This is a genomic window from Oscillatoria nigro-viridis PCC 7112, from assembly GCF_000317475.1.
Taxonomy (GTDB): Bacteria; Cyanobacteriota; Cyanobacteriia; order Cyanobacteriales; family Microcoleaceae; genus Microcoleus; species Microcoleus nigroviridis.
Map to the genome: position 1 here is coordinate 2,921,746 of NC_019729.1, position 26,470 is coordinate 2,948,215.

Here is a 26,470-nt window from a genome sequence, read left to right on the forward strand (position 1 = left end):
TTTCAGTTAGCAAACAACCCGCACCGGCGGGTTTTGCTTTTGATTTTAGATGGGAAGAAAAATCTAATATCTCAAATCTCGCATCTAAAGGCGATCGACGCAAAATCAGCACTGAGGACGAGCCGATCGCTCCCGTTGCGTTGATAAATTGAGAATAGTAAAAACTACTTAAGTATTCCCAGAGGTAAATATGTTTGAAATCTCTATGTTGGGTATGTTTTTCACGGCTTTCTGGCTGCTAGCTCAACCTGCTAGCAGCAGCCGACGCGACGAATGGTGGGTAGAAGTTGATACAGATTCGCCAAAGCGTACCTATTACTTTGGGCCCTATGACAGCAGAGAGGAAGCTTCCGACAGATCGACCGGCTACATCCGAGACCTGGAGAACAAAGGAGCTAAAAAAATTACCATCAACCTCAAACAAGGTAGCCAACCTACTCAGCTAAGAGCTAGCGAAGAGTCTTGAGAAGGTTGGACAGTGCAAATTACGGGCGAAGAAAAGTTGACTTATTAACAGGGTATTTTTCAAATGAGATCGCGCTGGCATACACTCGGGACACAACAATGCTGTGTCCCGATGAAATAGTGAAGAAAGAATCTTATTTGCGTCCGAGAAATGCACGCTTTTTCAAAGCACCATCTGATTGAGATTACTGCGAGGATTAAAAGTGCGATTTGCTTTGATTTTTTCATAGCATTCGCGTTCTACACTGCTAATTTCTTTCGGTGGCACGATCGCAATTTTTACCAACAAATCAGTCCGCTCGTTTTTCTTCGGTTTCGGCCATCCTTTGCCCCGCAACCGCAAAGACTGACCCGAACGAATCCCCGCAGGAACTTTCACAGTGATCCTACCTTCAGGCGCCGGCACTTCCATTGAAGCTCCCAACACCGCTTCGTCGGGAGTTATCGGCACTTCGCAGACCAAATTCTCTCCCTCAAACTGGAAGAAAGCGTGAGGCAAAACTTCTAATTTTAGGTACAAATCTCCCTGCTGCTTCGTGTATGGGTCAACTTGACCTTTGCCTTTGATCCGAATTTTACTGCCGGTTTTCACTCCTGCTGGAATCGAAACTTCGCCCGTGGCGACTCGCTTAGAAGTTCCCCGAAATGCTTCTCCCAGAGTCAGGGAAATGGCGACCTCGGTGTCGAGAGAGCTTCCGGCACTGCGGTTTTCGTACCCCGCGAAATCTTCAAATCCCCCAAAACCTGTGGGCCCGCCGCTGGTGCTGCGGTAGTTGCTGTAATTCCACTTGGCGTTGCGGGCACTACCCGGACTACTACCTGCGCGACCTAGCAAGGCATTGATAAATTCGTCAAAACTGCCGTACTCGCTGAAGTCAACCCCGCCAAAGTCTACATTCGTACTGCCCCCGCCCGGCCATCCACCTGGAGTTGTGGCAGCTTGCTTCCAGTATTGACCGTATTGGTCGTATTTTTTGCGTTTTTCAGGGTCTGAGAGAACTTCGTAAGCTTCGTTTACTTCTTTAAAACGAGCTTCGGCTTCTTTGTTCCCGGGGTTCATGTCCGGGTGATATTTGCGGGCTAGTTTGCGGAAAGTTTTTTTAATTTCGTCAGAACTGGCAGTTTTGTTGAGTCCCAAAATAGCGTAATAGTCTTTAAAATCTGTTGCAGCCATTAAGCAATCCCCTCTTTATTAGTTGTTATTTGTTAGTTGTTAGTTGTTAGAAAGAATAAATCCCAAATTAGCCACAGGATGGCGCATTAGTATAATGCCAGGAGCCTAAGTGCCTGCGGCATCTCATTCAAATTATAGGTTATCAAAGGTTTGGACTCGATCGAGTTCGGTTGTTGCTTGGCGTTCGATCGCAATTTCCACACTCCGCTGCTGTTTAAGATTTTATAGCATTCGGTTCTCTCGTGTTGAAGGGAGCCGGAGCAGCCGCCTCTAGAAATGCTTTTGGCATTCGACAGCAAAAACCATGCTTTCATCAATTAACAACGTCCTTACCCTAGAGGCCGTTGCTATACCTGTGAGCTTTGAGACCGTGAAACTCCTGCGGCGAACACTTTTGGGGAGTTATGAGGCTTAGGGCTTTCGGGAGGGGGCAGCCCGGTTGAGGTGAGGGGGGGAAAGCTGCTGCTGTTGCGGGCGCGAGCCCGGGAGGGTTGGCTGGCGCGGACGATCGATCTTTTTTGGTCTTTTTTTCCGGGGCGCGGTGCGATGGCTACGCCCCGGCTTACGAACTTCTCGAAACGAGCTCGATCGCCCAATCCAAATCTTAGCAGGTTTTCCTCAGCAAGTTCTGTCAAATCAGGTTTCTTAATTGTGACTATATAATACCCTAAATTGCGCCGTTCTTACACAAAATTTCTCTATATTTTTTATTCCCCCCAGACCCGTGCTATAAAATTTCTTTTTTACAACCTCTGAATAGATTTAACTCAAAGTAATATAACATAATTTCTCCGCTGTCTGTTAGCTACATCACACACTTTTATAAAACATTAAGATAGGATAGTAGAGCGATCGGCTTTTAACGCTACGAGGGTGCTAACATTATGAATTATTTGCTAAGTTGGCCTTGCGGCTGCTGCGACGAGTGGAAAGATAGTTCCGAGAGTCCTGTTGTACTCAGAAACGGGCAGCGCATTTGTCAGTCGTGCTACCAGCGCAAATACAAGAATCAGAAGCTATTCGCCAGACGCAGGCGAGCGGACATATCTGTATCGCGGCAGACAGTAACAGAGACTGTCGCTTATTAATAATGCGCGAGCCTTTGAATAAAGCCAAGTATTTCGACAACCTACATCAGCGGTGGGAACTAATAATCAACAAAAAAAGAATGAATTTGGTCATCAGTCATCAGTCATCGGTCATTGGTACTCTGTCACTAATTTACTTATTTATCATCCGTCACTTGCTGAGAGGTAACAGATGTTAACTTAAAAAACTAATGACTGACGACTAATGACTAATGACTAATAACTAAATGATAGTTCCATCAGGAATCGTGGCATTTTTCAGGACTACGACAATGCCGCTGCGGATGTAAAAACCTTGGTTTTCGCGGTTGGCTTCTTCCACTTGGTCTTTATTAATTATTTGAACATTGCGGCCAATGCGGGCATTTTTATCCACAATCGCGCGGCGAATTGTAGTATTTGCACCGATACCGAGGGCGACGCCGCCGCTGTCCAAACTAGAATGCCGTTCGGCGTCGGGTTCGTAAAAGTCAGCACCCATCACCAGGGTGTCTTGAATCGTACATCCAGCTTCAATGCGCGATCGAACTCCCAACACAGAATGGTCGATCCGGCACTGTTTGAGAATGCAGCCTTCAGCAATAATCGATTCCGTCACATGAGTATCTAAAAGCTTAGTCGGCGGTAAGAAACGCGGGCGAGTATAAATCGGCGCATTTTCATCGTAGAAACTGAAAGGCGGCTTAGGCTGTTTTGTCAGAGCCAAGTTAGCCTCGTAAAAAGCCTCAATGGTTCCGATATCTTCCCAATAATCGTCAAACAAATAAGCTTGAACGTTGTGGTCTTTTGCATTATTCGGAATAATCTCTTTACCAAAATCTGTTTGGGTGGGAGATTCTTTCAGAAGTTTAATCAGAACTTCTTTTTTGAAGACGTAAATCCCCATCGAAGCAATGTAAGGACTTTCCTGAGCCTGCTGCGCTGTCAGTCCCAGTTTAGTAGTATCCACCTGCATTTGTTTGAGCGCATCACCTTTTGGCTTTTCGCTGAAAGAAATAATGCGGCCGTTGTCGTCGATTTTCATCAAACCGAAATCCGAGGCCCGCTTCTCGTCCATAGGCAAAACTGAGAGGGTGATATCGGCGTTGGTTTCGCGGTGTCTCTGCACAAACTTCTGGTAGTCCATGCGGTAGAGGTGATCGCCCGAAAGAATTAAGTATTCGTCAACGTCCCACTCTTCTAACAGCCACAGATATTGACGAACTGCGTCGGCTGTCCCTTGAAACCAGTTGGGGTTTTCCTGAGTTTGCTGGGCGGCGAGCACCTCGGCAAATCCTTCGGTGAAGCCGGAAAACTGGTAGGTGCGAGCGATGTGACGGTTCAGGGATGCCGAGTTGAATTGGGTGAGGACGTAGATTTTGACTATTTCCGAGTTGATGCAGTTGCTGAGAGGAATATCGATGAGGCGATATTTGCCTGCGAGGGGAACTGCGGGTTTGGCTCGCAATTTGGTTAGGGGGTAAAGGCGGGTGCCTACACCGCCACCGAGGATGATGGCTAAAACTTTTTTCAAGGAACTTTCTCCCTAGGGTCGATTAACTCTCCAAGTACAGTGTCGGATGGTGAGGGCTTCTTGACAAGGGGGGGGAGCAAGGAAGTTTTGAGTTTTGAGTTTTGAGTTGAGTCGCTTACACAGAAACCGGGTTGTTTAATCCAAATACTTCTTCAAACTCTCAATAAGAGTTAAAAAATCCGGTTTAGGAGAGTTGGAGTATGTCCGGGGCGGGAGTTAGGAGTTTTGAGTTGTGAGTTAAAATACCCATCAATCCATAATTGATATTTAAAAAAGTTTTGAGTTGTGAGTTAAAATACCCTTCAATAAATAAAGGCAGTTTAAGGAAAGAATAAGGTTCGGGGTTTTGGCTGTTAATAACAAGTTTTTTGGGTAAATTCCCCGTTTTGGCAATTTCTCGATCGATCTCGTGGCGCTGTTGTTCTTTTTCAAGGCTGGTCGATCGCACCGCGCCGGCTGATGCTCTGTTTGCGCCCGCTGGCGTCCTTGTTCTGCTTGGTTTCGATCTCGTTCTTTTTACTAGCTTTCCTGACTGCTGTGAATTTGTCCAACTTCACAGCAGTCAGGCAGCGCCGCCCGTCGGGACGATGATTTTCTAGGTTGAGTCAGTTTTCAATCTGAGATTGACTGCAAATTTGTGTAAGATTTTACAATTTGTCGATCGACAAAATTCGATAAAATGTCTATTCTCTACCAAAAGCTAGATCCCCTAGAAACCTCTGCTACTGTAGCGTAAGCCGTAAAAGCTAGCAAAAGTGTATGCAAATTCAAACGCCGGACTGGGTTAAACACGCCGTATTCTACCAAATATTCCCCGATCGCTTCGCCAAAAGCAAACAGCCCCGCAAACGCCTGCTGCAAAACTTCATGTGGGAAGAATGGCACGAGATCCCCACCCTCCAAGGCTACAAAGGCGGAGACTTGTGGGGCGTGATGGAACAGCTAGACTACTTGCAAGACTTAGGCATTAACGCAATTTATTTCACCCCCATATTTCAGTCGGCCTGCAATCACCGCTACCACACCCACGACTACTATCAAGTCGATCCGATGTTGGGCGGCAATCCGGCTTTTAAAGAGCTTCTAGACGCCGCTCACGATCGCAACATCAAAATCGTCCTCGACGGCGTATTCAACCACGCCAGCCGCGGCTTTTTCTTCTTTCACGACATCCTCGAAAACGGCCCGCATTCTCCTTGGCTGGATTGGTTTAAAATTGAAGGCTGGCCGCTATCCGCCTACGACGGCAATTTTCCTGCTAACTATGCCGGTTGGGACGGGAATCGAGCCCTTCCTGTATTCAATCACGACAATCCAGAAGTGCGAGAATACATCATGGAAATCGCCGAATATTGGATTAAATTTGGCATCGACGGCTGGCGGCTGGACGTTCCTTTTGAAATTAAAAGCCCGGGATTTTGGCAGGAATTTCGCGATCGAGTTAAAGCAATTAATCCCGAAGCTTACATTGTCGGCGAAGTTTGGGAAGATGCGAGAGAATGGCTCGACGGTACTCAATTTGACGGGGTGATGAATTATCTGTTTGCTGCGCCGACTATTGCTTTTGCAGCGGGCGACAGAGTTGATTTAGCTCAAATTGAAGGTCGTTCTTACCATCCCTATCCGGCGCTTTTTGCTAAACAGTACGGCCAAAAAATTCAGCAGGTTTTAGAACTGTACCCGTGGCAGATACAGCTAACTCAACTTAATTTGTTGGCCAGCCACGATACAGCTAGGTTGCTGTCAATTGCTGGGGGAGACAAAGCTAGCGTCGAACTTGCAACTTTGCTGCTGTTAACTTTTCCTGGAGCTCCCAGCATTTACTACGGCGATGAAGTTGGTTTGCCCGGTGCTCTAGATCCCGATTCTCGTCGCGGTTTTCCCTTACAAGCTCGATGGGAACTTGATGTTTTAGATTATCACAAGCAGTTGATAGCTTTGCGGCACAAATACGCTGCCCTCCGTACTGGATCGTACCAAATTCTGTTTGCTGAGGGAACGGTTTACGTTTTTGCCAGAATTTTGGGGGATGAAGAAATAGTTGTTGCTGTCAATGTCGCGACAGAAGAAGCTAATATTAGCTTTGAGGCAGCTAATTTGAAATCTCCTCACGAGAAATTGCTGTTTGGGAAAGGCGAGTTTGTTTGGAAAGGTGAAGGGGAAACTCGGCATTTAGAATTGATGCTGCCGGCGCGATCGGGATTGATTTTAGGTTCGGATAATTAGTTCAGCAATTACGCAAGTGTCACGCTCCAATCGACTTGTAGGATGCGTCAGACCGAGTTATGGACGGACGATCGATGGTTTGGTATCTGACCCACCTTACTAATTGTGACACTTGCGTAAGTTCTCTAGTTTAAAATGTAAGGTGCGCCCATAAGCACCCTACTAAATTTAGAGATGCCGCAAGTTTTATGATGCTGCAACCAATGCTGGTATGAGCACCGCATCAATGATATGGATGACGCCATTGTCGGCAAGAAGATCTGGAGTGATAACTTTAGCCTCATTCACTTTAATGCCGTCAGAAGTATCAATTCCCACCACAGAACCTTCCACTGTTTCAGCAGAACTTAACTCAAGCAAATTCTCAGTTAGTACCTCGCCAAACAGAATGTGATAAGTCAGAATTTTTTTGAGCTTGGGTATGTCTTCCAGCCAAGAGGCAATAGTGTTCGTAGGAATTTTGGCAAATGCCTCGTCAGTTGGTGCTAAGACGGTGTAGGGGCCCGGACTTTGCAATAAATCTAACAAACCAGCCGCTTCAATAACAGTCACGAGTGTTTTGAAAGAGCCGGCATTGGTGGCAGTCTGGACAATATCAGCCATGATGTTTTTCAGGAGTGCAAATAGCAGAAAATGAATCCGAGGCGACAATCATTTTAGCAATTTACAAATAGCAGAAAATGAATCGGAGGGCTGATGATTATTTTAGCCATTATAAGTTAAATTCGGTTGCCGGCTCTGATGGCTGGGCGCGATCGACCTTTTTGGCTTATACTTGGGTCGCCTCCTCCCCCTTGCGGAAAAATTGCTTTAAAATCTCTCCGGGCTCTCTGTCCCAGGTGTCGATATGTTCGTAAATTAAGCCGTCTTTATCCAGTTTATAAGTAGAGTAGCCGTTAAAAAAAATCCGAGCTTTCCAGGGAACCCGCAGTGTCCCGCGAACAGTCCAATTTGCCACAATAGTATCATGGGCTGTCTGACCTACGTCGTGCAGGTCGAAGTAAATCTCGCTAAAGAATAGCTGCCCGTGAAATCGCAGAGTCCAAAAGATAATGCGATAGTTGATTTTTCCTTTAAATTTGTTAACAGGGTCTTGAAAATAAACATCTTTTGTGTAGATGTCGTAGGAGATGTCTTTCTCAAAAAGCGTCGGGAGATCCGCTTTCAGGGTGTCTACTGCTTGTTCTACCTGCATTTGATATTCGATCGCGCTCAAACGACCAGCTTGTGACAGTATTAATTTATAACTTTAAATGAATAATCTCGATCGCTAGAGTATCGCAGATTTGATACCTCATCCAGCTCTGATTTTAACTCTAGCGATATGATCCGCCCCAGCTTTTCTGCTGACCCGGACTTGCGACATCGACACCTTGGCACAGATTTGACAGAACACCCACACTCCTCTGAAATTCTCGCAGAAATCAACAGCGGCAAGCTGTTGATGGTAGATAGCCGTCGCCGGAACGGTCTAATTTTGATTAAACGCTTCCACGCGGAGTTTGCCGGGCCTGGGGCTGCCGTTGGGGGTGCTTTTGATGTTGATTCTCAGCAGGCGATTCCCGTGGGCGATTTTTGTTTGGTTTGCCCTCAATCTCCCCAAGAAATACAGAAAGCTTTTGGAATTCGGCGGCAGTGGGTGCGGTTAACAGAACAGTTAACCGCAAAACCGACAGCTTTGGAACGCGCACAAATGATTTTAACTCAGTTTGAACAATATTTGGATTCGGAAACGGTGGCACAAATTCCCGATGAAGCTTTGGCACTGTTAGTAGGCGTATTTCCCCAAACCATTCGGGCGGCGCGACAGATTGACAATTAAAAATGGCACGGTAATTTGTTTAAAATCACACCATTTTTCGGGGGTTTTGTCAATTAAAAATCGCTGCGATTCGATCGACCGTCCGCTGATTTTCCTCCGGGCTACCCACCGTAATTCGCAAACCTCCTCCAGTATGCCTAATTAAAGTCCCTCGCTCTTTTAGCTGCTGCATGATTTGTTTGTGTTCCTGTTCGGCAGATTCGCCCTCACCGGCTTTTACCCGCAGGTAAACGAAGTTAGCCGCACTCGGCCAAACTTGCAATTTTTGATGCTGAGTTAGCGCTGCAATTAATTGGGTTCGCTCTGCGATAATTTCGGGAATTACTGCCAGTAATAACTGTCGCTGCGCTAGGGCCAACTCGGCTGCCGTTTGCGAGAAGCTGGGAAGGTTGTAGGGGAGACGGATTTTTTCTAAGGTGGCTGCGAGTTCGGGATGGGCGATCGCATATCCGACTCTCATTGATGCCAATCGAAATGCTTTGGAAAATGTGCGTAAAATTATCCAATTCGGGTGATGGTGCAATTGGTCTGCTAAAGTATTTTGACTGAATTCAAAATAAGCTTCGTCAATTACTACTAATATTTCTGACGGCAAACTTTCCAACCATTCTATTTCATTTGCTGTCAAAGCATTGGCTGTGGGGGAATTGGGATGAACGACAAAGACGGCGCGCACGGGGGGATTTTGATTTTGCCAGATCGCCCTTTTAGCCGCCTCGATATCGATTTCAAAATTCTCCTCTTTCCGCTGAACACTCGCAACGGGAATGCCGAGGGTTTGGGCGATTATTCCATACATCGAAAAGGTGGGATTCGCTACCAAAATAGAGCCTGTACCGCCTAAACAAGTAGCTATTAAGATGGATCTAATTAGTTCGTCGGAACCGTTTCCCACAGAAATATTGTCGGCTGTAATGGCGGTTTTGGGCAGTGTAACCCCCCCTAGCGGGGGGATTGTGATTGATTCATTGACATATTCGGCGATCGCCTCTTTGAGCGCTGCGTGGCCTCCGTCGGGATAGCGATTTGTCTCAATTAACTGCTGGTAAGTCCAAGCTAGCTTTTTTTTTAATTCCTCTGGCAAGTCGTAGGGGCATTCGTTGGTATCGAGGCGATCGATCGCACTTTCCGAGTGCGCTGGTTCTCCTGATGTGCCGCCCGGATGGGGAGTGTATGCGGTAAGTTCGGCTAAATCTTTTCGGATAAAGGGAAGCATGGTATAATTTACAACTTTTTATTTTAGATAATCTGCTTAGAAGCATCTGAACTTAGCATAGAGCTTGTTCTATCTCAAAAGCAAGAGGAGAGGGGAGATTTAGTTTCTGTCGATCGATTGATACGTCGGCTGCGGCAAATTGATTACTTTAATAAAGTAACTGCTGATATTTGGAGACGGAGTATGAAAGTCAAGCCTTCCGATATATCTAAAAATACCGCCGCTACCCTGATAGCTTTGAGTTTGGCTGTTCTCCCTTCAGCTATGCCTGCCTCAGCTCAAACTAACTCAGCTCCGACCCAGAACAATACTGATTCTAATCGAGTTGTTCTAGACAGAACTCCCTTTCAAGAAAGCAAAAACGACAACAATCATTGGGGTGCTTTGGGTTTGTTGGGCATCCTCGGTTTGGCGAATCTGTTTCGCAAGGATGAACCCAAACGCTACCGCGATCCGATGGGATAATAATTTTTAAAACGGCGATCCTCTTCGATGGTTCCGCTAACGCACAAGCCAAAAACTAAATCAACCGTCGTGGATTCAGAAACCTGGTTTTTTACCGAAAGATTGGATTATTGCCTTTAATCCGAGCAAAAAACCCGGTTTCTTTGATATTAACGGGCATTTTTGCCACAAAGTTTATTCAATCGCGCCACAAAGCAATCCCGCCCAACAAACCGCTCACATTGGGTACTATTTTAACCTGCGGCGGTAACTCAACAGCAATCTTTTTAGTATTACCGCCGCCGATGTAAATGCGATCGCAGTTAAAGATATCTTGCAGATAGGTGAGCGCTTTTTCCAGGCGGCGATTCCATCTTTTGGAACCCACTGTATCTAATGCCAAGCGACCTAATTGCTGTTCGTAAGTTTCCCCTTTGCGAAACGGGTGATGTCCTAACTCTAGATTTGGCACCAAGATACCATCGACAAATAAGGCAGAACCGAAACCCGTGCCAAGGGTAATTACTAATTCTACCCCCGTCCCAGCAATTGCTCCCAATCCTTGAATATCGGCATCGTTAGCTACTCGCACAGGTTTTCCCAAGCGATCTTTGAGAGTAGTTTGTAAGTCAAAATCTATCCAAGACGGATCTAAATTCACTGCGGTTTTGATGACGCCGCCACAGACGACGCCGGGAAAACCGACGGATACTCGGTCAAATTCCCCTTGTCCGCTGGCTAAAGAGGCGATCGCCTCTAATACGGGTTCCGGTTTCGGTGGTTGAGGCGTTTCTAAACGGCTGCGTTCCGTTTGGGGTTCGCCTTCATTGTCCAACACCATAACTTTGATGCCGCTTCCGCCAATGTCAACGGCTAAGGTGCGAGTCGATCGATCTTGTTCAGTCATTTGATTGTTGAGACTTGCAAGTTGGTCAAATTTTAATGTTTGAATTGGCAAAACTTTTGAATCGCTTCCCAAATTTCCGCTAGGACATTTCCCAAAGAATGATCGTCTTCTAATTCGATTAATTGCACCCAGGGACGGTTAGCGGCAAAATTTCTGCTAGCTTGAATCGGTATTATTGTATCATGCTTGCCGTGAAGAATTAACGTAGGGACTGAACGCATTAATTTTTCTTCAGGGTATTGAGCCATATCTGCCACAAACTGATAATTCAGGGGCAGATAACGCTGTTCGCCGTAGTGGTAAACCGGCAAATATTTCTCAGACTGCCACTTTTCTAACTGTTGCTGTCCCAACAGTGGCAGCCAGTGGGAGATAAATTCAAAAGCAGGTGCTAACAAAACTATTTGCTTTACTGCCAATTGTCGCTGGGCCAACCAAGCCGCTGTCAGCCCCCCAAAACTGGACCCAATTATGGTAACTCCCCCTAGATTTTTTACATTTTCTGTGGCAGATTGGGAGGATTCGGTGGGCAAAAATTCTGTTTCTATTTGGTTTAATTGGCGGGTGAGAGTAAGCCCCGAAAAATCGTTTTGATTGAGGTCGGGAGTTTTTAGGTCAATTCCTAGGTAAGAAAAGCGATCTCGGAAATACTTAGCCTTAGCTGAATCGGGACTTGAAGCAAATCCGTGTAAATAAATGTAACTTGAGTCGTTCGGTAGATTCATCCAGAAAAAATTATGAGACTTCCCAACTCATTATTTTAACTTAGTATGAGTTATTAAATAAAAAAGTTAAGACCCTTACTCACCGAAAATATATACTGATATTCCCAATAGATTAAGGACTACCAGGGATTTAAATTATGTGTTTTTATATCATGTCCGATCGAGTGGCCGCGATTAAAATGGCGGGTTTTTGAGATTGGAGATTGTTGGCAGGTATTGTTGGTGAGGGGAACCCCTACCGTATTAGGGGTAATCGACCGGACATAATATTAGAGGGTTTCTCAGAAAATTACCCACTCGCCTCTACTTGAATTTGCTGCGCTTTTAGACTGCTTGACCGAAGAAATCCAGCAATGGCATATATTACAGAAAATCGGCGTTTATCCAGGGCTGCATTTATTGATTTAGACCTGCTTACAATGAATCGCAGAGTGCGTACTGAGCACCCTGCGATTCACTCAAAACTACTCGTCAATTACTGCGGTTTTTGACCGTTTTGCGTCCTGTTTCTAGCAGTTTGTCGGCGCTGCTGCATCAGTTGAGCTAATTGGGTGCGCTGTTCGGGCGTGAGCACTTCTCGCATTGCGAGTGTACTTTCAAATTGCACCTCTTCCAACTGCTGCCTCAGACCGATTATTTGACGGTGTTTTTCCCGTATTTCGCTGGCATTTGCCGTGCCGGACATCATCGTTTCCAATTCTTGTCTCGCTTGGCGGACTGCTTGCATCCGCTGAGAAACTTGGTCTTTGTACCGATCGCGAACTGCCTGCATTTTTTGCTTTTGGTCCGCAGTTAAATTCAGTTTCTCAAACATCCCACCTTCCTTACCAGCGGGTCGATTGGGACGCTGATTTTGGGCAATTGTTTCCGGTTCTAGGGGATTGGGAACTGCTATTGCTGCGGCTGTGCTGCCGAGAGTCAGCATTAAAACGGCTAGGGCAGAAATGCGACGAATTGACATGAAAATTACCTCTTTGAGATTAGTTATTTGTTTGCGGTTCGCTGTCAGCACTCTGGCTGAAAGTCAACCAGTCTGTTTGCGAGCGATCGGTCATATTTTTTTCGCTAGAATCATGCAGTACACCTTCCCAGTTAGTGACTAAAAATGCTTCTAACTTAGCTATTTCCTTATCGCGCAATTGTGCAGTCTCAAACGCACGGTAGCCCGACCCAAAAACTAGCAAGCCAGCGGCTATTGCAGAAGGAAAAACCCACTTGCGAAAACCGATCGTGCGCGATCTTTTGCTAGACAGGGTAAATTGCGACTCTCCTAAATAATTTAGCTTTCTCGCACCCGCCTCATTCCTATCTATTGCTGCTAAAAGTTTTTGCTCAAAATCGGGCGCAGCCTCTGGAAGGTTTGGGCGATGTTGCTTCAGGAAATTAACTAACTTTTGGTCGCTGCTTGGGTTATTCATAGCTCGCTGACACCTTCTTTTTGCAAAAATTGCCGCACAGCATTTCTGGCATAAAACACGCGAGATTTGACAGTCCCTGCTGGTAGTCCCAAAATTTGGGCTACTTCTTTTTGCGGGATGTCTTCTAAGTCGTGCAGCACCAAAACGCTGCGGTGTTCAAAGCTCAATTGCTCCAATCCCCGCTGCACTAAATCTTGATAGTGCAACTGCATCAAGTCCGATGTGTTATCTTTGAGAATAACCCGATCCATTGTTTCTTGATTTTTGAGTTGGGAGTCAAAAGAATGCTGTTTAGCAAATGCTTGTCTTTGGTCGGAAGCCACATTCCAAGTGATTCGATAAAGCCAAGTAGAAAAGTTTTCCTGGTGCTTGAGTTTGGGCAATCCTTTCCAGACTCGCAGGAATACTTCTTGTGCTAAATCGTCAAGAAGTGAGGGGCCGCAGAGTTGATAAAGGGTTGACCTGACTTTGTGTTGGTAGCGTTGGTAAAGGTAGCGAAAGCAAGTGCGATCGCCCTTTAGACACTGAGCAACTAAGTCCGAGTCGGAACAGTCATCGGTTAAAACATGGGCTGACACACCTAACACCTGTGAAGTCTCCCCCACCAGTTCGTTATCTGAAGCGTTTAGACAGGACGATCTCGAAAAAGGTTCAAAGGATTTAAAATTTTTTTTCGACGACGCGACAGGTAGGGACATGACAAAGCCCATTGGTGTCAACTTAACCTCAAATGTAGTGCGACTATTCTGTCTAGCGATTAAGACCCGATCCCCCGGCGCTCCCCGAATCGTTGCGGGGGGACAAGAATCTTCTCTTTCGTCCCCCTTTTTAAGGCTACCGCGTACACACAAGTGGATTATGACTCACATCTTGCATCATTCTCAATTACTTGTTTAGGAACAGGCTTTCCGGGCTGTGAAGCGAGAAAACTCACTCTTTGTGGAATGGGCCGGAGAGCCCGTTCTTGACAATGGTGCAACATCTGAGTTATGAGCTAGTTTCCACTGTTGCTGTTCGACCAATGTCTTAATCGGAGGGTAGATTAATTGTATAAGTACCCTGATAAGGCTGTTCTCTTAAGTAGGCATAAAGCAATTGTGACTTGTCTAATAACCGACGGTCTTGTACAAGTGATTGAGAAAAGGTATATATAGCGGTTCTCAATTAAGGGAGGTACAAGTTGAGATTTAATAATTGAATTATTGGGAAAATTACGAATCAATTAAAAAGTCCTCAATCCCCAATTTAAAATCTAAATCTGTACATCATCTACCTGAGAAAAGCTATAGTAGACTTACCGCTTTTATTAACCTGAGATTTTGAGGCGATCGCCTGCCTGCGATATTGCTCGATCCAGGATTGAATTGCCAATTTAAATTCAGCTTTTTGTGCGTATTTAATTCCTGCTGGATCGAAGCGATCGCAATAATGAATCTCGATCAACAATGCTAACTCTTCGAGACAATATAATTCCGGATTTTCTTTTTTTAACCTCTCGATCCAATTTTTTAAAGACTCGGAAGGAGGGCGAATCAATCCCGACTCATTTAACGCCTGTTCGATTAAATAAAATTCCGATTTCGGACTCAACGAATCTTTGTTATAAATAGCTTTTAGCCAGCTTTGTTTGTTAGATAAAAGGCGTACATTTTTCTTAAAATTAGGATTACACATCCGAAAAAATATTAATGCCAGTAGGATGACTCCCCCCAACTTCCATCCATTGCTACCCGATAAATATCGCAGCCCCAGCAAAATTTTGTAAGTCAATAGCGACCATAAATCAGAGATAAATGCCCCTGGGGGAGCAGCAGCATCCTCCATGCTTTCCCAATCAGAAGGCGTAGGATCAAAAGCTTGCCATTTTCCCGCGATATAAGCCAAAGTCCAAGCATGAGCATGGCGACTTCTTACAATATATTGGTTCTCCAAAGAACTAAATTCGTGAACAGAATATCCAACAGCATAACGGGCTGGAATACCGAGTTTTCTGAGGAGAAGTGTCGCAGCAGTAGCAAAATATTCACAATGTCCAGAGCGAGTGTGCAGTAAAAATGTTGATAGAGGCGTAGCATCATTATCTTTGCCCCCAAGCTTCAGTGAATAAACGAAATTTTTTAGGAAAAACCACTCCATTTTATCTAATATTTCTGGTAGCGACTTTCCTTGAATATCCATTTGGCTGAGGATTTTATTCAGTGCAGCTATTTCTGATTTTGGTATTTGCAGGTCGTCTTCTGTAGGGGGGCTATCTACAGAAAAATTATTATTAAAGTAGCTTCGATAAGCCAGCATATCAACTTTTCCCACCACTTTTATTGTGCCATATTTATTCTTTTCCATCTGACTGACAGGCAATGCGTCAATTTTAAAAGTTCCATCTGGCAGCTTTAATAAACCTTGGTTGCCTTGGAGTGTAGCCGAAATAGTAATCGTTGATGGATTCGGTAGTTGGTCGCCTAAATCCCAAGTTGTGCCATTAATCTTTGGTTGTACGGGAACAAAGTTAGGATTTAAGGCGAGCCAAAGTGAAGAGTTGTAGCGATTATAAGTGGCTTCTCTTAGCAGTCGGGGAGGGGTCTGTTTAGCTTCAGGAGCAACTCTAAAAATAATTTCATTTGACTGTTTTAATAATCCCACTGAGCCGATGTTAGTTTGTTTTTTCAAAAAATCTGTTTCTTGAGAACTCCCATTACTAAGCCATGAGATTGCTTGCTGTTCTACTGCTAGGTGAACTTGGTGCAGCCCCATCTGTCCTATAAATCCTATACTGCCAGCAATTAACATCAGACCCAGCCAGAGAATAGATGAAAATCTTTTCGTTCTCACAGACCACAAAGCAATAGCGGTTAAGGCAAATATCCCAGCATAAAAAGAGATATCTCTACTGTTCGCCGTACTAGCGGATAGCAGACAACAGATAAAATATGGATAATTTAGATTCACCATCAAGGGGTTAAGTGGTGCTGTTTTTGTTGCCTTGTTTAACCACAAAAACAATAGGCGTATATCCAGACTTTCCTTGACAGAATATACCTGAGCAGCTACCAGTGGAAAAAATACACCAGGAAGCCACTGCAACAAATTATATATCAAGTAAATAGAGCGGTTGGCGACCAGGAGATAAACCAGCAAACAGCACAAAAAAATCAGACATAAATTAGCAATGCGCCTAAAATCACTAGCTGAAAAATCCCACCGATAAGGCAACCAGTTAGCTGCCTCTAAAATCAGAGCGATTGGCAAAGCCAAAAACCACAGTCCCGTCTGCCAGCCCCAAAAAATTACACTAACACCCAAAAGAAGCACCGGCATTTTCATAGTTTCATTAACTCCTCTTGTATTTGACCTAGCTTTAAAATATGGCAGCTTGTTAAGTCATCTTTAATCAAATCTAAATTTAAGCTATCTAATTGAGCGTCTCGCTCTGTTAAAATTAAAACTAAGGTATGGATACCGCGACTTATCAGATAATTTACTAATTTTTTTCTAGGTTCGTCCCAACACAAAAATATACAAATACAACCGCTTAGGAGAGAGATTTTATCCATCAAAACTGAGGTGAGCGAGTCAAAAACTTTATCCTGACAGGCACCGAGTGATGCGAGAATTTCTAGCATTTTTTCAGTAGAGTTCAGCCCTCTGCCAAAGGTAAAACAATAAGCTTCTTGAGCGACGAACATCAAATCCAACAATGATTCTTGAGTCTGAACTTCATAGGATAATGAAGCAGCAATTGAAATAGCCTCTTCTAAAATTTCACTATATTTTACACTTTGAAACGTATCCAAAATTAGGGCGTGCCTCACAAAAAATTCATCCTGTTCTTCTTTGACAATTGGCTTACCTGCTTTTGCCCAACTTTTCCAGTGAATTTTGCGTAGCGAATCTCCCTGTCGATAATCCCGCAGAGACCTAAATTCCTCGGAATCTCCTACGGATGAAGCTAAGGTTACGCCACCTGATTGATATCTTCTTGAGCCAGGAAGCTGAATTGGTGGTAAATGATATAGTTTGGGTAAAATTAAGATAGATTGGGGCAAGGAAATTGTTTTACAAGCATTCCAAATCCCAAAAGGATCTGACCTAGTAACTGTTAGACCACTGAGGCGGATAACACCCCTGTAGGATGGCGTAATTTCACATACCACTTCTGTTTTGCTATTGGGTGGAAGAGGAGGCAATTCTATGACCTTAGCTGTGGCGCATTGTTTTCTATAAATCAGCCACACCCAACGATAATAGCCGAAGTATTTATCCAATGAAGTGCGCTTTTCTTCACAGGGTTCAGGTGTTTCTATAAATTCTTGAAAGCTTGGGTATGGGTCGGCAAAATTTTCCCACAATTTCAGGTTAGTTTGAGTCTGGCTAGTTTTGTTATGAATGAGAATACGGTATTTTAAAGAGACTCCAACAGTTGCAAACTTTGGTAAGAAGCGTACTGCATTGAAGCTGAAGCGAAAAAATTTACTAAAAATTATGGCTATTCCTATAATTGACAACAGGAAAGTAAAAATTTGATAAGTCACAGTCTGATTAGTATCTAATCCTAAAACCCCCGCTAAAAGCGTGCAGCTAAGCACTGCTAACCCATTGTTAGTCAATCGCTTCTTTCGCGAGCGATTTACACGCGCACCGAAGCGAAAAACAGCGTATAAAAAACGTTTCATTTTTTAGGCTGGTACAGGAATAGATTTGATAATTTCTTCAACAACACCGGGAGCCATTCTACCAGAAAAACGCGCTTGAGGTTCCATTACTAGGCGATGAGCAATGACTGATACCGCCTGTTCTTGAATATGTTCTGGCGTAACAAACTCATAGCCATCGAAGAAAGCTAATGCTTGAGCAACTTTCATTAAAGCTATGGAAGCTCTGGGACTCGCCCCTAGTTGTACGCCTTCGGCTGAGCGAGTTGCATTCACGATATCTACGAGGTAACGTTTCAATTCTTCACTAATTCTAACTTGCTTTACCTGCTGTTTTAAGCTAATTAAATCCTCTAAATTAACGCAGGTTTGAAGTGTATCAATAGGATGTTGATTAATTTGGTCTCCGAGCAGGTTAACTTCGTCTTCTGGGGAGATGTATCCTAGACTAAATTGAACGGCAAAGCGATCCATTTGGGCTTCAGGAAGTGGATAAGTGCCACGAGATTCTACTGGATTTTGAGTCGCAATGACAAAAAATGGGTCTTTAAGTTTTCGCAAATTTCCGTCAATGCTGACTTGAAATTCTGCCATTGCTTCTAGGAGGGCGGATTGGGTTCGCGGTGATGACCGATTGATTTCGTCAGCCAAGATAATATTAGCAAAAATTGGGCCTTCGTGGAAATGGAACGTGCGTTGATTCGGGTCGAGCATGGATATGCCCAAGATATCGGAGGGCAAAAGATCAGGTGTAAATTGAATGCGTTTAAAGCTGACATCTACAGATAAGGCTAGGGCTTTAGCTAGGGTAGTTTTACCTGTACCGGGATAATCTTCTAGGAGGACGTGCCCGCCACTGACAAAGGCTGACAGCAATTTCCTGATTGCTGCTGATTGCCCTTTCACCACTTTTTGAATGTTGTTGGAAATCCTTTGATAAATTTCTCTGCCCGACTGAGCGTGATTTTCTGTAATTGCTTTATACATTATTTATTGTGTTCGTAGGCTTCGGTTACTGTCCCGCTGATTGGCTTCGCTCGATTTAACTATTTACAGCATTTTTCCAATATGTATAAGTTTTTAAACCAATACTTTTTTGATTTTCATTATATATCTCATCCAAACACATAAAAAGAGCCAAAGCATAATTCTTCAATCCCAAGTCTGTCAAACTTGTGATAATCCTAGTCAGCCGCAGGTAGTTGTGATTAAATTGTTCAATCCACTCTCTTTTTCTTGACAAATATTCCTCGGATTTTACAATTACAATTTCTGCGTTTTCCCCTTCGCGGCATTGCAAACCGTAAAACGCCAGCATGACCTTGAACGAATGGAGTAACCGATTTCTCAACTCTTCACTTGTTCTAAAAGCTTGAATTACCTCATCATTTAAAGTTGGAGCACTGGAATTAAAGCGACTCTTTTCTCTCAGGGGAAATAGCCATTGAATGTAATTGTGCACCGATTCCAGCTTCTGGTAATCCCACGACCAAATATCCTCGATCGCCCGACCTTGTGAATCAGGCTGCTGACCGAGATAGAATGCTAAAATTTTGTTTTGTTTGGTTGAATCACTCATTAATAAGTTGTGTTGTATCTAAATTGTATTTTTGGGCGGGCGGGACGCCCACCCCACAACCTGAAAATTTAATTTTTGTGTGGAACAGGCCCGAGTGCCTGTTCTTCAAAATAGTTTTCTTGAGTCGGTTAAAACCGACTTTAGCTATTAGCCAGGGGTTTAAACCCCTGGCTGCTTCGCCCTGTTTAGCGCAGAGTCACAAACTCTTCAGCAGTCGATGGGTGAATGCCGATCGTCGCATCGAAGTCTTTCTTCGTAGCTCCCATATTAACAGCGATCGCCATTCCTTGAATAATCTCGCCCGCGTCTTTCCCCACCATGTGCACGCCCAAAACTCTGTCAGTATTAGTTTCAACAACTAACTTGACAAAAGTCTTCTCATCTGCACCTGTCAAAGAATGAAACATGGGTCTAAACTTGGCTGTATAGCACTTAATTGATTCGGGAAACTTAGCTTTAGCCTCCTCTTCTGTTAAGCCAACTGTAGCTGCTTCCGGCTGCGAAAATACTGCTGATGCAACATTTTCGTGACTGATCGATCTGGGGTTATTACCAAATTCAGTATCGGCAAAAGCACGGCCTTCAGCGATCGCAACTGGTGTTAAATTAATCCGGTTGGTGCAATCTCCGACTGCAAAAATGTGCGGCTGGCTGGTGCGGCTGTCTTTGGTAACAGCGATCGCACCTTTATCGGTTTCTACTCCCGCATTTTCTAAACCCAATTTTTCTAAATTAGGCTGACGCCCGGTAGCGCACAACAGCGCATCTACTATTAGCGTTCCTTCGGATTTTCCCGACAGAGTTAATTTTAAACCTTCTGGGGTTTTCTCAATCTGCTCGATCGAGCTTTCTGTCAAAATGTTTATTCCGTGCTTAATCATTCCTTCTTGCACGTTAGCGCGAATTTCTTCGTCGAAGTAGTGCAGAATGCGATCGCGCCGGATGATTTGAGTTACTTGGCTTCCCAACCCGTTCATAATGCAGGCAAATTCGACGCCGATGTAGCCGCCACCCCAAATGGCTAACCGTTTTGGCTGTTCTTTTAGCAGGAAAATTTCGCGAGAAGTAATGGCGTGTTCGATACCAGGAATATCGATTCTGTGAGCTTCGCCGCCGACTGCAATTAAGATTTTGGCCGCCGTGATTTTTCTGTCACCAACTTCGACAGTGTGGGGGTCAATAAATTTGGCGTATCCTGAGATCAATTCGACTCCGGCTTTTTCAAGAAAGCTGATGTGCAGTTTGCTGAGTCGGCGCACTTCTGTGTCTACGGTGGTGACGAGTTTTTCCCAGTCAAAGCTGCTTTCTACTGGACTCCAGCCGTAGCCCACCGCATCTTCATAAAGGTGCGAAAATGTTGAGGCGTAAACCATCAGTTTTTTGGGAACACAGCCGCGAATTACGCAGGTTCCGCCTACTAAATCATTTTCGGCGATCGCCACTTTTGCTCCGTAGGATGCTGCTCGCTTGGAACTCGCCAATCCGCCGGAACCCGCACCTATCACAAACAAGTCGTAATCGTATGTCATAATTGTGTTTACCAAAAATCTCTAACTTACCAAGTTTTCGCTTAACTTTTCTTAATCATAGCTCAAAAATTTTGCCTTTGAGTCCTTTTGAGCGTTACATACACAGCTATTTGAAGGGTAAAACAACGGGGGACGAGCCGATCTTTGGCTATCCTACAGCCCCGCAATGCCATGTGTGATGAAAAGTTTAACCGTATAAGAGCCGGTAGCGTCACTCCACCCTACTTGCTTGCTGCTATTGTCAGCTTCGTTAACTCTGCTGCTGCTGTGACTCGGTAGATTGAGCTGGCTCTGTATTCTGCTCCTTTGACGCTGTATCATCGGGTTTTTGGATTTGCTTGAGATGAATCTCATTCACCTGATTGATAAAGTTTTCTATTGCCATTTTTTTCATTTGTTGATATTGGGCTTCGTCGGCTACATCGTAGCAACGATAAGCTGGAGTCACTCCTAATACAAATTTCTCCTGTTCCGCTTCTAACAATTCCACAGTCGTGTTAGCAGCAATCCAATTCTCCTGAAAAGGAAAGGAGGTAACTATACTGGCGACTATGGAGGCGACAGCGGGACAAATTACGGGCAGCCACTTGAGCAAAGATTGACCTGGTTCCAATTTGTCTACCAATACTAAAATTGGTGTTACTCCCGATAAAACAACGGTTGCCAATTGGAAAGTATAGTAAATATTTCTCGAAGTCTCTCGAGTTTTTTTATAATCGTCAATCAACTCCTGGCAATATAGTAAAGCCTTTTCTCTCACCGGGGTGATCGGATTGTTATCCGAAACATTATCCGGGTTTAAGAGATAATTATATAGTTCAGCTTTTCTTCGGATCTCTAACTGATTAGCACTATTCCTAGACTTTTGATCCAATTGTCTATTGGTCAGAAACAGAAAAATAAAACTCGACAGAAAAACAGATCCCAAAATAAAGATAAGTTGATTGTCTGGAAAAACTCTGGTAAGGATGCCTGCACCCACAAAAGCGGCTATGGATAAATACTCAACAATTTTCAGGAAAGATAACATTTGTGGACTAGATGAGACTGTATTGGAAATCTCGGTCTGGTTTGTATCCGCAGAAGTAGTCATTGCTTTGTAGTTAGTTTGGCGATCGGATACAAGTTTAGCCTATTGGGATTGCTATTCTACCCAAGCTCTGTCAACGTGGAGAAGAAGAGCCTCAAACCTTTGAAAATTGGTGGCTGGCGATCGTTAAATCTTCCTTGTTTAACAGTTGATGACCAATAAACTGGGTTTATTGGTCATCAACTGTTAGGATGACCTAAAGCAGGTCGATCGTACCTTGACAGGGGCTACCACAAGCACCCTACAGAGGGAGTCGGCGCATAAATAGTAGAGATTTTTTGGCGCTACTCAATCAAAGTATGGTTTTGCCTTTAGGGATAATTCTAAGTGCTTACACCGTCAGCGGTGGGGAAATCACGGGGGGATTGCCCCTACAAATTTCATGCCCAATTGACCAACGCCGATTTTTTTTTCCACTCCAACTTTACCTCCAGGTCGGTGTCAAAGTATTCACTATGACCTTCATACAAAGCTTCTGTTTATTAAACCTCTCCAGAAAAGCCTGTCAAGGGCAGGCAGGATGCCTACCCCACAAGAATTATTGGAGATGTCTATTAGCATCGAAACAGCCGTCACTCCTGCCACGAAAACTGATGGGAAGTGTTAGCTTAGTAGTTAGTTGTGTCGATCGCACAGAAAAAAATGCCTGAACTACAAACCGATACTTACCAAGACCTCGACCCGCAAGTCCTCTCAAAGCCCGTTGTTGTCGGTCTGGAAGATGTAACAAAAGTTTACGGGATTGGCGACCTGGAAGTTCGCGCCTTAAACGGTGTCAGCTTGACGGTAAGACAAGGAGAATATTGCTCGATTATGGGCGCATCGGGATCGGGCAAATCTACAGCTATGAATATTATCGGCTGTCTCGATCGACCTACGAGCGGCAGTTACTACTTAGACGGCGTAGATGTCGCCCAAATGCCCGAAGCAGAATTAGCCGGAATTCGCAATTTAAAATTGGGGTTTGTCTTCCAACAATTTCACCTGTTACCTCAATTGACAGCATTAGAAAATGTCATGTTACCGATGGTTTATGCCGGCATTCCCACAGCAGAAAGACGCGAACGGGCAGTAGAGGCTTTAACAAAAGTAGGGCTGGAAAGCCGCCTGCACAACAGACCGAATCAACTGTCAGGAGGACAGCAGCAGCGGGTAGCCATCGCCAGGGCTATTGTCAACCGTCCCGTGTTGTTGCTGGCTGATGAACCTACAGGTGCATTGGATACAAAAACTACTCAAGAAGTAATGGATATTTTTACAGAATTCAACGAAAGCGGCATGACTGTTGTTATGGTAACGCACGAACCCGAAGTAGCGCGTCAAACTCGCCGCGTTGTCTGGTTCCGCGACGGTAAAGTTATTCACAACAATCTCAAGCCCGAAGAGCTTTCACACGCTGTATTTTAGTATAAGAGCTAAAAGAAAATTGGGCGATTGAAATCGCTTCTAGACAAACGAAGTCCGCCTGCGCGGACTGAAGAATCAAGAGGGTATGAGTCTTATGCAAGAGGACTTTAGCTATTAGACAGGGGTTTTCAACCCCTGGCGGACTAATACACAAAACGCCTGATATGTGATTAATGAAAAGCACTCGGAAAAGCTTCCCAAACTCGATCGACAAAATCTCTAAGTTGCCGAGATGCGATCGCACCATCCTTTTTCTCAGAGTCCAGAGACTGCAACTGAGTCAACAGCGAAATTACCTCAGTATCTAAAGCCGCGCGAAACAAACTCCCGGGCCAAAGCAAATCAGCACCATCCCGCAAATCGGATAAAGTGTATTCTGCCGCTAAATCCTTCCCCGACGCCGATACCACTAACATCAAAGGGCGCACCCAACAAACTTGACGTGCCTCAACCACTTGGATCACCTCTGAATGCAGGCACGCATCTCCACATTCTAAACTGACAATTTGACCAGGCTTAAAGTTCAAAGCACAATCCATTAATGCTCACACTTAATACAGACTTGACACTCTCCTGGCTAAAGCCGAGGAGATTCTTGATTCGCAGAATCGACTTGCCGATGCAGAATTACTTCAACATCGGTAGCGGTCAATTCTCCACAAGCGTTCGGATCTAAGATCCAAGTTCCGACGTGCCCCGCCGTACTCAATCCCCGACTCAGGATATTTTTAGCTGCGTTCCAGTCACGATCTAATACGCATCCACACCGACAAGCGTGGGTTCGCGTTGAGAGACTTTTCTTAACAATTGTTCCGCAACTAGAGCATTCTTGACTTGTTCCGTTAGCTGGTACGGCAATCGTAATTCTTCCGAATACTTTGCCAAAATATTCCAACCAAATTCGGAACATATACCAAGATGCGTCGTTAATCGATTTTGCCAGACAGTGATTCTTCACCATATTTTTAATCCTCAAATCTTCGTAGACTACACAGTCGTTTGACTGGATGACGCATCTTGCCAACTTCACGGCAAAATCTTTACGCTGTCTGCTTATTTTGAGGTGGCGCTTCCCTAGAATCGCTCTAGCTTTTTTTCTGTTTTGCGAACCCTTGACTCGTTTTGAAACTCGTTTTTGGGCTTTCTTCAACCTGCGTTCTCCCTTGCGGAGGAAACGCGGGTTATCAACTGCAATGCCATTTGAGTCAGTGTAAAACTCTTTAAGTCCTACATCTAACCCGATGGTGTTACCCGTGATTTCAATCTTTTCAGAACGGTCAACTTGAATGCAAAACTGGACATAATATCCGTCTGCCCGTTTTACCAAGCGTACTCGTTTGATTTGACTGCGCTGGTAGAAATGTAAGTCGCGCGTTCCTTTTAACTTGAGCTTTCCGATTCCTTGCTTGTCGGTAAAAGTGATTGATTTCCGGTCATCTGCCAGACGCCAGCCCGTAGTCTTGTACTCTACGGAGCGGTTGTGTTTCTGGAATTGCGGGAATCCTTTTTTTCCTGGGACTTTCTTTTTACAGTTGTCGTAGAATCGGGAGATTGCCGACCACGCTCTTTCTGAGCTAGATTGTCGAGCCATGCTGTTTAAGTCGTCGCAAAACGGGAATTCCTTCGCTAGAATGGCGCTGTATTTATTCAAGTCGTATTTGTTGACTTTTTCGTTTTCCATCCAAAAGCGCAATGCTTTGTTGCGGATGAACTGCACCGTTCTAATTGCTTCGTCTACAGCTTCAAATTGCTGCTTTTTACCGTATGCTTTCAACTCGAAAACTAACATGACTTCGACCTCATCACGATAGTCTTATGCTACCAGAGTCGGCTTAATATCCCTCTAGTTGTTCACAAAGATTTACATGGTTTTACTTGACAGCGCCATCCTGAGAGCTCAGAAAATAGACTGGGAGGCTAAAGGCTCCTTGTCCCTTTCATCCCCGGACTAAAGTCGCGGGGTTTTCAGGGTATTATTTATAACAAACCAGGGAAATAAGTGCTGCATCTCTCCACAGCACCGGAAGATATTATATCATAATTCCTTCTGCCTTCTGCCTTCTGCCTTCTGCCTTCTTCTCAACTTTCATCAAGCTTTTTAAGAGCCTTTTCGATCTCGGCCGTCAAGACTCGTGCTTCTTTTTTACCGCCCCCATCACGGGCATAATCCGCAACGGAAATCGGAGCACCGATCGCAATTTTTACCTGAGAACCCCATTGAGGAATGCGCGGCCGATAGCGGATACTCATCGGTACAATTTTCACGCCCAAACCCGGTTGGCTCAACTCTGCTTGTATTGCCAAACGCGCCAATCCCGGCTTAATCGGGTGAACTTCGCCATCCTGAAAAATACCGCCTTCGGGAAAAATCACCAACATTTCCTTGTCAAGGAGTAGTTCCACCCCATAACGCAGACTGCCAATTGCCGGATGCTTGAGATCCACAGCAAACCCCCCCAAATGTCTGATGAACCAACCTTGCAGTCCTTTGACCTCATCAGCAGTTACCATAAACCGCAAATCGCGTCCAGTCACCTTCTGTCCAGTTGAATAAGGCATCATCAGGGCATCCCACCGGGAGCGGTGCGTAGGAGCTAAGATGACAGGCCCGTCTTTCGGCAAGTGCTCCTGTCCGGTTATCTCAATCTTGCCAAAATGAAACGGTAGGACAACATAGTGACCTAGCGGATAGAGCAAGGAGGTTAACCAAGGAGAAACGCGAGAGGTATTAGATGCTACCTTGGCAGGCATTGGCTTCACTAGAGATGATTTACTGGACTCAACGGCGATCGTGGCGGTGTGGGGCATAGCAATTAAGCTGCTTTATCGAGATCTAAAGTCTAAAGTAAGGTGTTGGCCAAATCTTTAGTTTTTAGATCGGGACACTTTTGCTATTGGCCTTGTGCCGATCGAGCGATCGCGCCCGCAAGAGATAATCTCTCACAGGTAAAACCTCAGCCAACCCGACAGCACTAATGCAGAGCAGTCTGCCGCCTCGAAAGCTTGAGCGGGCAATTACGGATCTATTATTCCAGCTAAAGGGTCAATCCATTTTAGATTTTAGATTTTAGATTAAAGATTAAAGAATTGAAGCCTTGACCCCCACGGATAAATACGTTCGGCTCTTTATCGGATACAGGTTTTTTATTTCTGGACGGATGAATCCGGGGGCTTGTATCCTGGATGCTTGATTGTCAATTTCGATTAAACCTCCCCCC

27 protein-coding genes are annotated in these 26,470 nt (G+C 44.7%); 6 read left to right on the forward strand and 21 right to left on the reverse strand.

The window, feature by feature from the left end:
- Positions 1-190: 190 nt before the first annotated feature.
- A complete protein-coding gene (locus OSC7112_RS12375; RefSeq protein WP_015176218.1) occupies positions 191-466 on the forward strand; it encodes a DUF1816 domain-containing protein in 276 nt (91 codons plus the stop codon).
- A gap of 162 nt (positions 467-628) precedes the next feature.
- Here the strand turns inward: OSC7112_RS12375 and OSC7112_RS12380 are convergent, their stop codons facing one another.
- Together OSC7112_RS12380 and OSC7112_RS12390 are read right to left on the reverse strand one after the other, a co-directional pair.
- The gene (locus tag OSC7112_RS12380) at positions 629-1,639 is read right to left on the reverse strand and encodes a DnaJ C-terminal domain-containing protein (protein WP_015176219.1); all 1,011 of its coding nucleotides are present in this window, start codon (positions 1,637-1,639) and stop codon (positions 629-631) included.
- A gap of 347 nt (positions 1,640-1,986) precedes the next feature.
- Positions 1,987-2,274, reverse strand: coding sequence for a hypothetical protein (locus OSC7112_RS12390; protein WP_041622501.1), 288 nt, complete (start codon positions 2,272-2,274; stop codon positions 1,987-1,989).
- A 249-nt stretch (positions 2,275-2,523) separates the two neighbouring features.
- Here OSC7112_RS12390 and OSC7112_RS38115 point away from each other — a divergent pair, with 249 nt between their 5' ends.
- Positions 2,524-2,727 carry a hypothetical protein gene (locus tag OSC7112_RS38115; protein WP_150111534.1) on the forward strand — a complete coding sequence of 68 codons (204 nt, stop codon included), beginning with the start codon at positions 2,524-2,526 and terminating at the stop codon, positions 2,725-2,727.
- A 223-nt stretch (positions 2,728-2,950) separates the two neighbouring features.
- On the opposite strand, the gene OSC7112_RS12395 is transcribed toward OSC7112_RS38115, so the two are convergent.
- The gene (locus OSC7112_RS12395) at positions 2,951-4,240 is read right to left on the reverse strand and encodes a glucose-1-phosphate adenylyltransferase (RefSeq protein WP_015176220.1); all 1,290 of its coding nucleotides are present in this window, start codon (positions 4,238-4,240) and stop codon (positions 2,951-2,953) included.
- A 184-nt stretch (positions 4,241-4,424) separates the two neighbouring features.
- Positions 4,425-4,688: a hypothetical protein gene (locus OSC7112_RS12400; protein ID WP_041622502.1), complete on the reverse strand. Its 264-nt coding sequence runs from the start codon at positions 4,686-4,688 to the stop codon at positions 4,425-4,427.
- A gap of 311 nt (positions 4,689-4,999) precedes the next feature.
- Here OSC7112_RS12400 and OSC7112_RS12405 point away from each other — a divergent pair, with 311 nt between their 5' ends.
- Entirely contained in the window at positions 5,000-6,466 is a 1,467-nt protein-coding gene (locus OSC7112_RS12405) for a glycoside hydrolase family 13 protein (RefSeq protein ID WP_015176221.1), read from the forward strand.
- Between the two features lie 186 nt (positions 6,467-6,652).
- Here the strand turns inward: OSC7112_RS12405 and OSC7112_RS12410 are convergent, their stop codons facing one another.
- On the reverse strand, positions 6,653-7,069 hold the full coding sequence (locus OSC7112_RS12410; RefSeq protein ID WP_015176222.1) for a fasciclin domain-containing protein: 417 nt from the start codon (positions 7,067-7,069) through the stop codon (positions 6,653-6,655).
- Positions 7,070-7,235: 166 nt separating this feature from the next.
- Positions 7,236-7,661: a C6orf136 family protein gene (locus OSC7112_RS12415; RefSeq protein WP_015176223.1), complete on the reverse strand. Its 426-nt coding sequence runs from the start codon at positions 7,659-7,661 to the stop codon at positions 7,236-7,238.
- Positions 7,662-7,790: 129 nt separating this feature from the next.
- On the opposite strand from OSC7112_RS12415, the gene OSC7112_RS12420 reads away from it, so the two are divergent.
- Positions 7,791-8,288 (forward strand): hypothetical protein, encoded by a 498-nt coding sequence (locus OSC7112_RS12420; protein WP_015176224.1) that lies wholly within the window; start codon positions 7,791-7,793, stop codon positions 8,286-8,288.
- A gap of 49 nt (positions 8,289-8,337) precedes the next feature.
- Here OSC7112_RS12420 and OSC7112_RS12425 read toward each other — a convergent pair whose 3' ends face one another.
- On the reverse strand, positions 8,338-9,504 hold the full coding sequence (locus OSC7112_RS12425; RefSeq protein ID WP_015176225.1) for a histidinol-phosphate transaminase: 1,167 nt from the start codon (positions 9,502-9,504) through the stop codon (positions 8,338-8,340).
- 183 nt (positions 9,505-9,687) lie between these two features.
- Between OSC7112_RS12425 and OSC7112_RS12430 the strand changes: the two genes are divergently transcribed.
- A complete protein-coding gene (locus OSC7112_RS12430) occupies positions 9,688-9,969 on the forward strand; it encodes a WGxxGxxG family protein (protein WP_015176226.1) in 282 nt (93 codons plus the stop codon).
- A gap of 178 nt (positions 9,970-10,147) precedes the next feature.
- Here the strand turns inward: OSC7112_RS12430 and OSC7112_RS12435 are convergent, their stop codons facing one another.
- From OSC7112_RS12435 to OSC7112_RS12485, 11 genes are all read right to left on the reverse strand, one after another.
- Positions 10,148-10,855, reverse strand: coding sequence for an ROK family protein (locus OSC7112_RS12435; RefSeq protein WP_015176227.1), 708 nt, complete (start codon positions 10,853-10,855; stop codon positions 10,148-10,150).
- Between the two features lie 32 nt (positions 10,856-10,887).
- On the reverse strand, positions 10,888-11,580 hold the full coding sequence (locus OSC7112_RS12440) for a YqiA/YcfP family alpha/beta fold hydrolase (protein ID WP_015176228.1): 693 nt from the start codon (positions 11,578-11,580) through the stop codon (positions 10,888-10,890).
- Positions 11,581-12,055: 475 nt separating this feature from the next.
- Positions 12,056-12,541 (reverse strand): Spy/CpxP family protein refolding chaperone, encoded by a 486-nt coding sequence (locus tag OSC7112_RS12445; protein ID WP_015176229.1) that lies wholly within the window; start codon positions 12,539-12,541, stop codon positions 12,056-12,058.
- A gap of 19 nt (positions 12,542-12,560) precedes the next feature.
- On the reverse strand, positions 12,561-12,998 hold the full coding sequence (locus OSC7112_RS12450; protein ID WP_015176230.1) for a hypothetical protein: 438 nt from the start codon (positions 12,996-12,998) through the stop codon (positions 12,561-12,563).
- Complete coding sequence (locus OSC7112_RS12455) at positions 12,995-13,585, reverse strand: sigma-70 family RNA polymerase sigma factor (RefSeq protein ID WP_190274424.1); 591 nt, start codon at positions 13,583-13,585, stop codon at positions 12,995-12,997. Before OSC7112_RS12455 ends, OSC7112_RS12450 begins: the two co-directional genes overlap by 4 nt.
- 682 nt (positions 13,586-14,267) lie before the next feature.
- Positions 14,268-16,319 carry a transglutaminase-like domain-containing protein gene (locus OSC7112_RS12460; RefSeq protein ID WP_015176232.1) on the reverse strand — a complete coding sequence of 684 codons (2,052 nt, stop codon included), beginning with the start codon at positions 16,317-16,319 and terminating at the stop codon, positions 14,268-14,270.
- Complete coding sequence (locus OSC7112_RS12465) at positions 16,316-17,668, reverse strand: DUF58 domain-containing protein (protein ID WP_015176233.1); 1,353 nt, start codon at positions 17,666-17,668, stop codon at positions 16,316-16,318. Before OSC7112_RS12465 ends, OSC7112_RS12460 begins: the two co-directional genes overlap by 4 nt.
- A gap of 3 nt (positions 17,669-17,671) precedes the next feature.
- The gene (locus tag OSC7112_RS12470; RefSeq protein WP_015176234.1) at positions 17,672-18,634 is read right to left on the reverse strand and encodes an AAA family ATPase; all 963 of its coding nucleotides are present in this window, start codon (positions 18,632-18,634) and stop codon (positions 17,672-17,674) included.
- A gap of 55 nt (positions 18,635-18,689) precedes the next feature.
- On the reverse strand, positions 18,690-19,226 hold the full coding sequence (locus OSC7112_RS12475) for an opioid growth factor receptor-related protein (RefSeq protein WP_015176235.1): 537 nt from the start codon (positions 19,224-19,226) through the stop codon (positions 18,690-18,692).
- A gap of 185 nt (positions 19,227-19,411) precedes the next feature.
- The gene (gene gor, locus OSC7112_RS12480; protein ID WP_015176236.1) at positions 19,412-20,755 is read right to left on the reverse strand and encodes a glutathione-disulfide reductase; all 1,344 of its coding nucleotides are present in this window, start codon (positions 20,753-20,755) and stop codon (positions 19,412-19,414) included.
- A 250-nt stretch (positions 20,756-21,005) separates the two neighbouring features.
- Positions 21,006-21,848 (reverse strand): DUF4231 domain-containing protein, encoded by an 843-nt coding sequence (locus OSC7112_RS12485; RefSeq protein ID WP_015176237.1) that lies wholly within the window; start codon positions 21,846-21,848, stop codon positions 21,006-21,008.
- 639 nt (positions 21,849-22,487) lie between these two features.
- Here OSC7112_RS12485 and OSC7112_RS12490 point away from each other — a divergent pair.
- Positions 22,488-23,252 carry an ABC transporter ATP-binding protein gene (locus OSC7112_RS12490; protein ID WP_015176238.1) on the forward strand — a complete coding sequence of 255 codons (765 nt, stop codon included), beginning with the start codon at positions 22,488-22,490 and terminating at the stop codon, positions 23,250-23,252.
- A 170-nt stretch (positions 23,253-23,422) separates the two neighbouring features.
- On the opposite strand, the gene OSC7112_RS12495 is transcribed toward OSC7112_RS12490, so the two are convergent.
- The 3 genes from OSC7112_RS12495 to OSC7112_RS12505 form a co-directional block, all read right to left on the reverse strand.
- Complete coding sequence (locus OSC7112_RS12495; protein ID WP_015176239.1) at positions 23,423-23,791, reverse strand: hypothetical protein; 369 nt, start codon at positions 23,789-23,791, stop codon at positions 23,423-23,425.
- 38 nt (positions 23,792-23,829) lie between these two features.
- Entirely contained in the window at positions 23,830-25,041 is a 1,212-nt protein-coding gene (locus OSC7112_RS12500) for an RNA-guided endonuclease InsQ/TnpB family protein (RefSeq protein WP_015176240.1), read from the reverse strand.
- Positions 25,042-25,331: 290 nt separating this feature from the next.
- On the reverse strand, positions 25,332-26,060 hold the full coding sequence (locus OSC7112_RS12505; RefSeq protein ID WP_015176241.1) for a lysophospholipid acyltransferase family protein: 729 nt from the start codon (positions 26,058-26,060) through the stop codon (positions 25,332-25,334).
- Between the last annotated feature and the right edge of the window lie 410 nt (positions 26,061-26,470).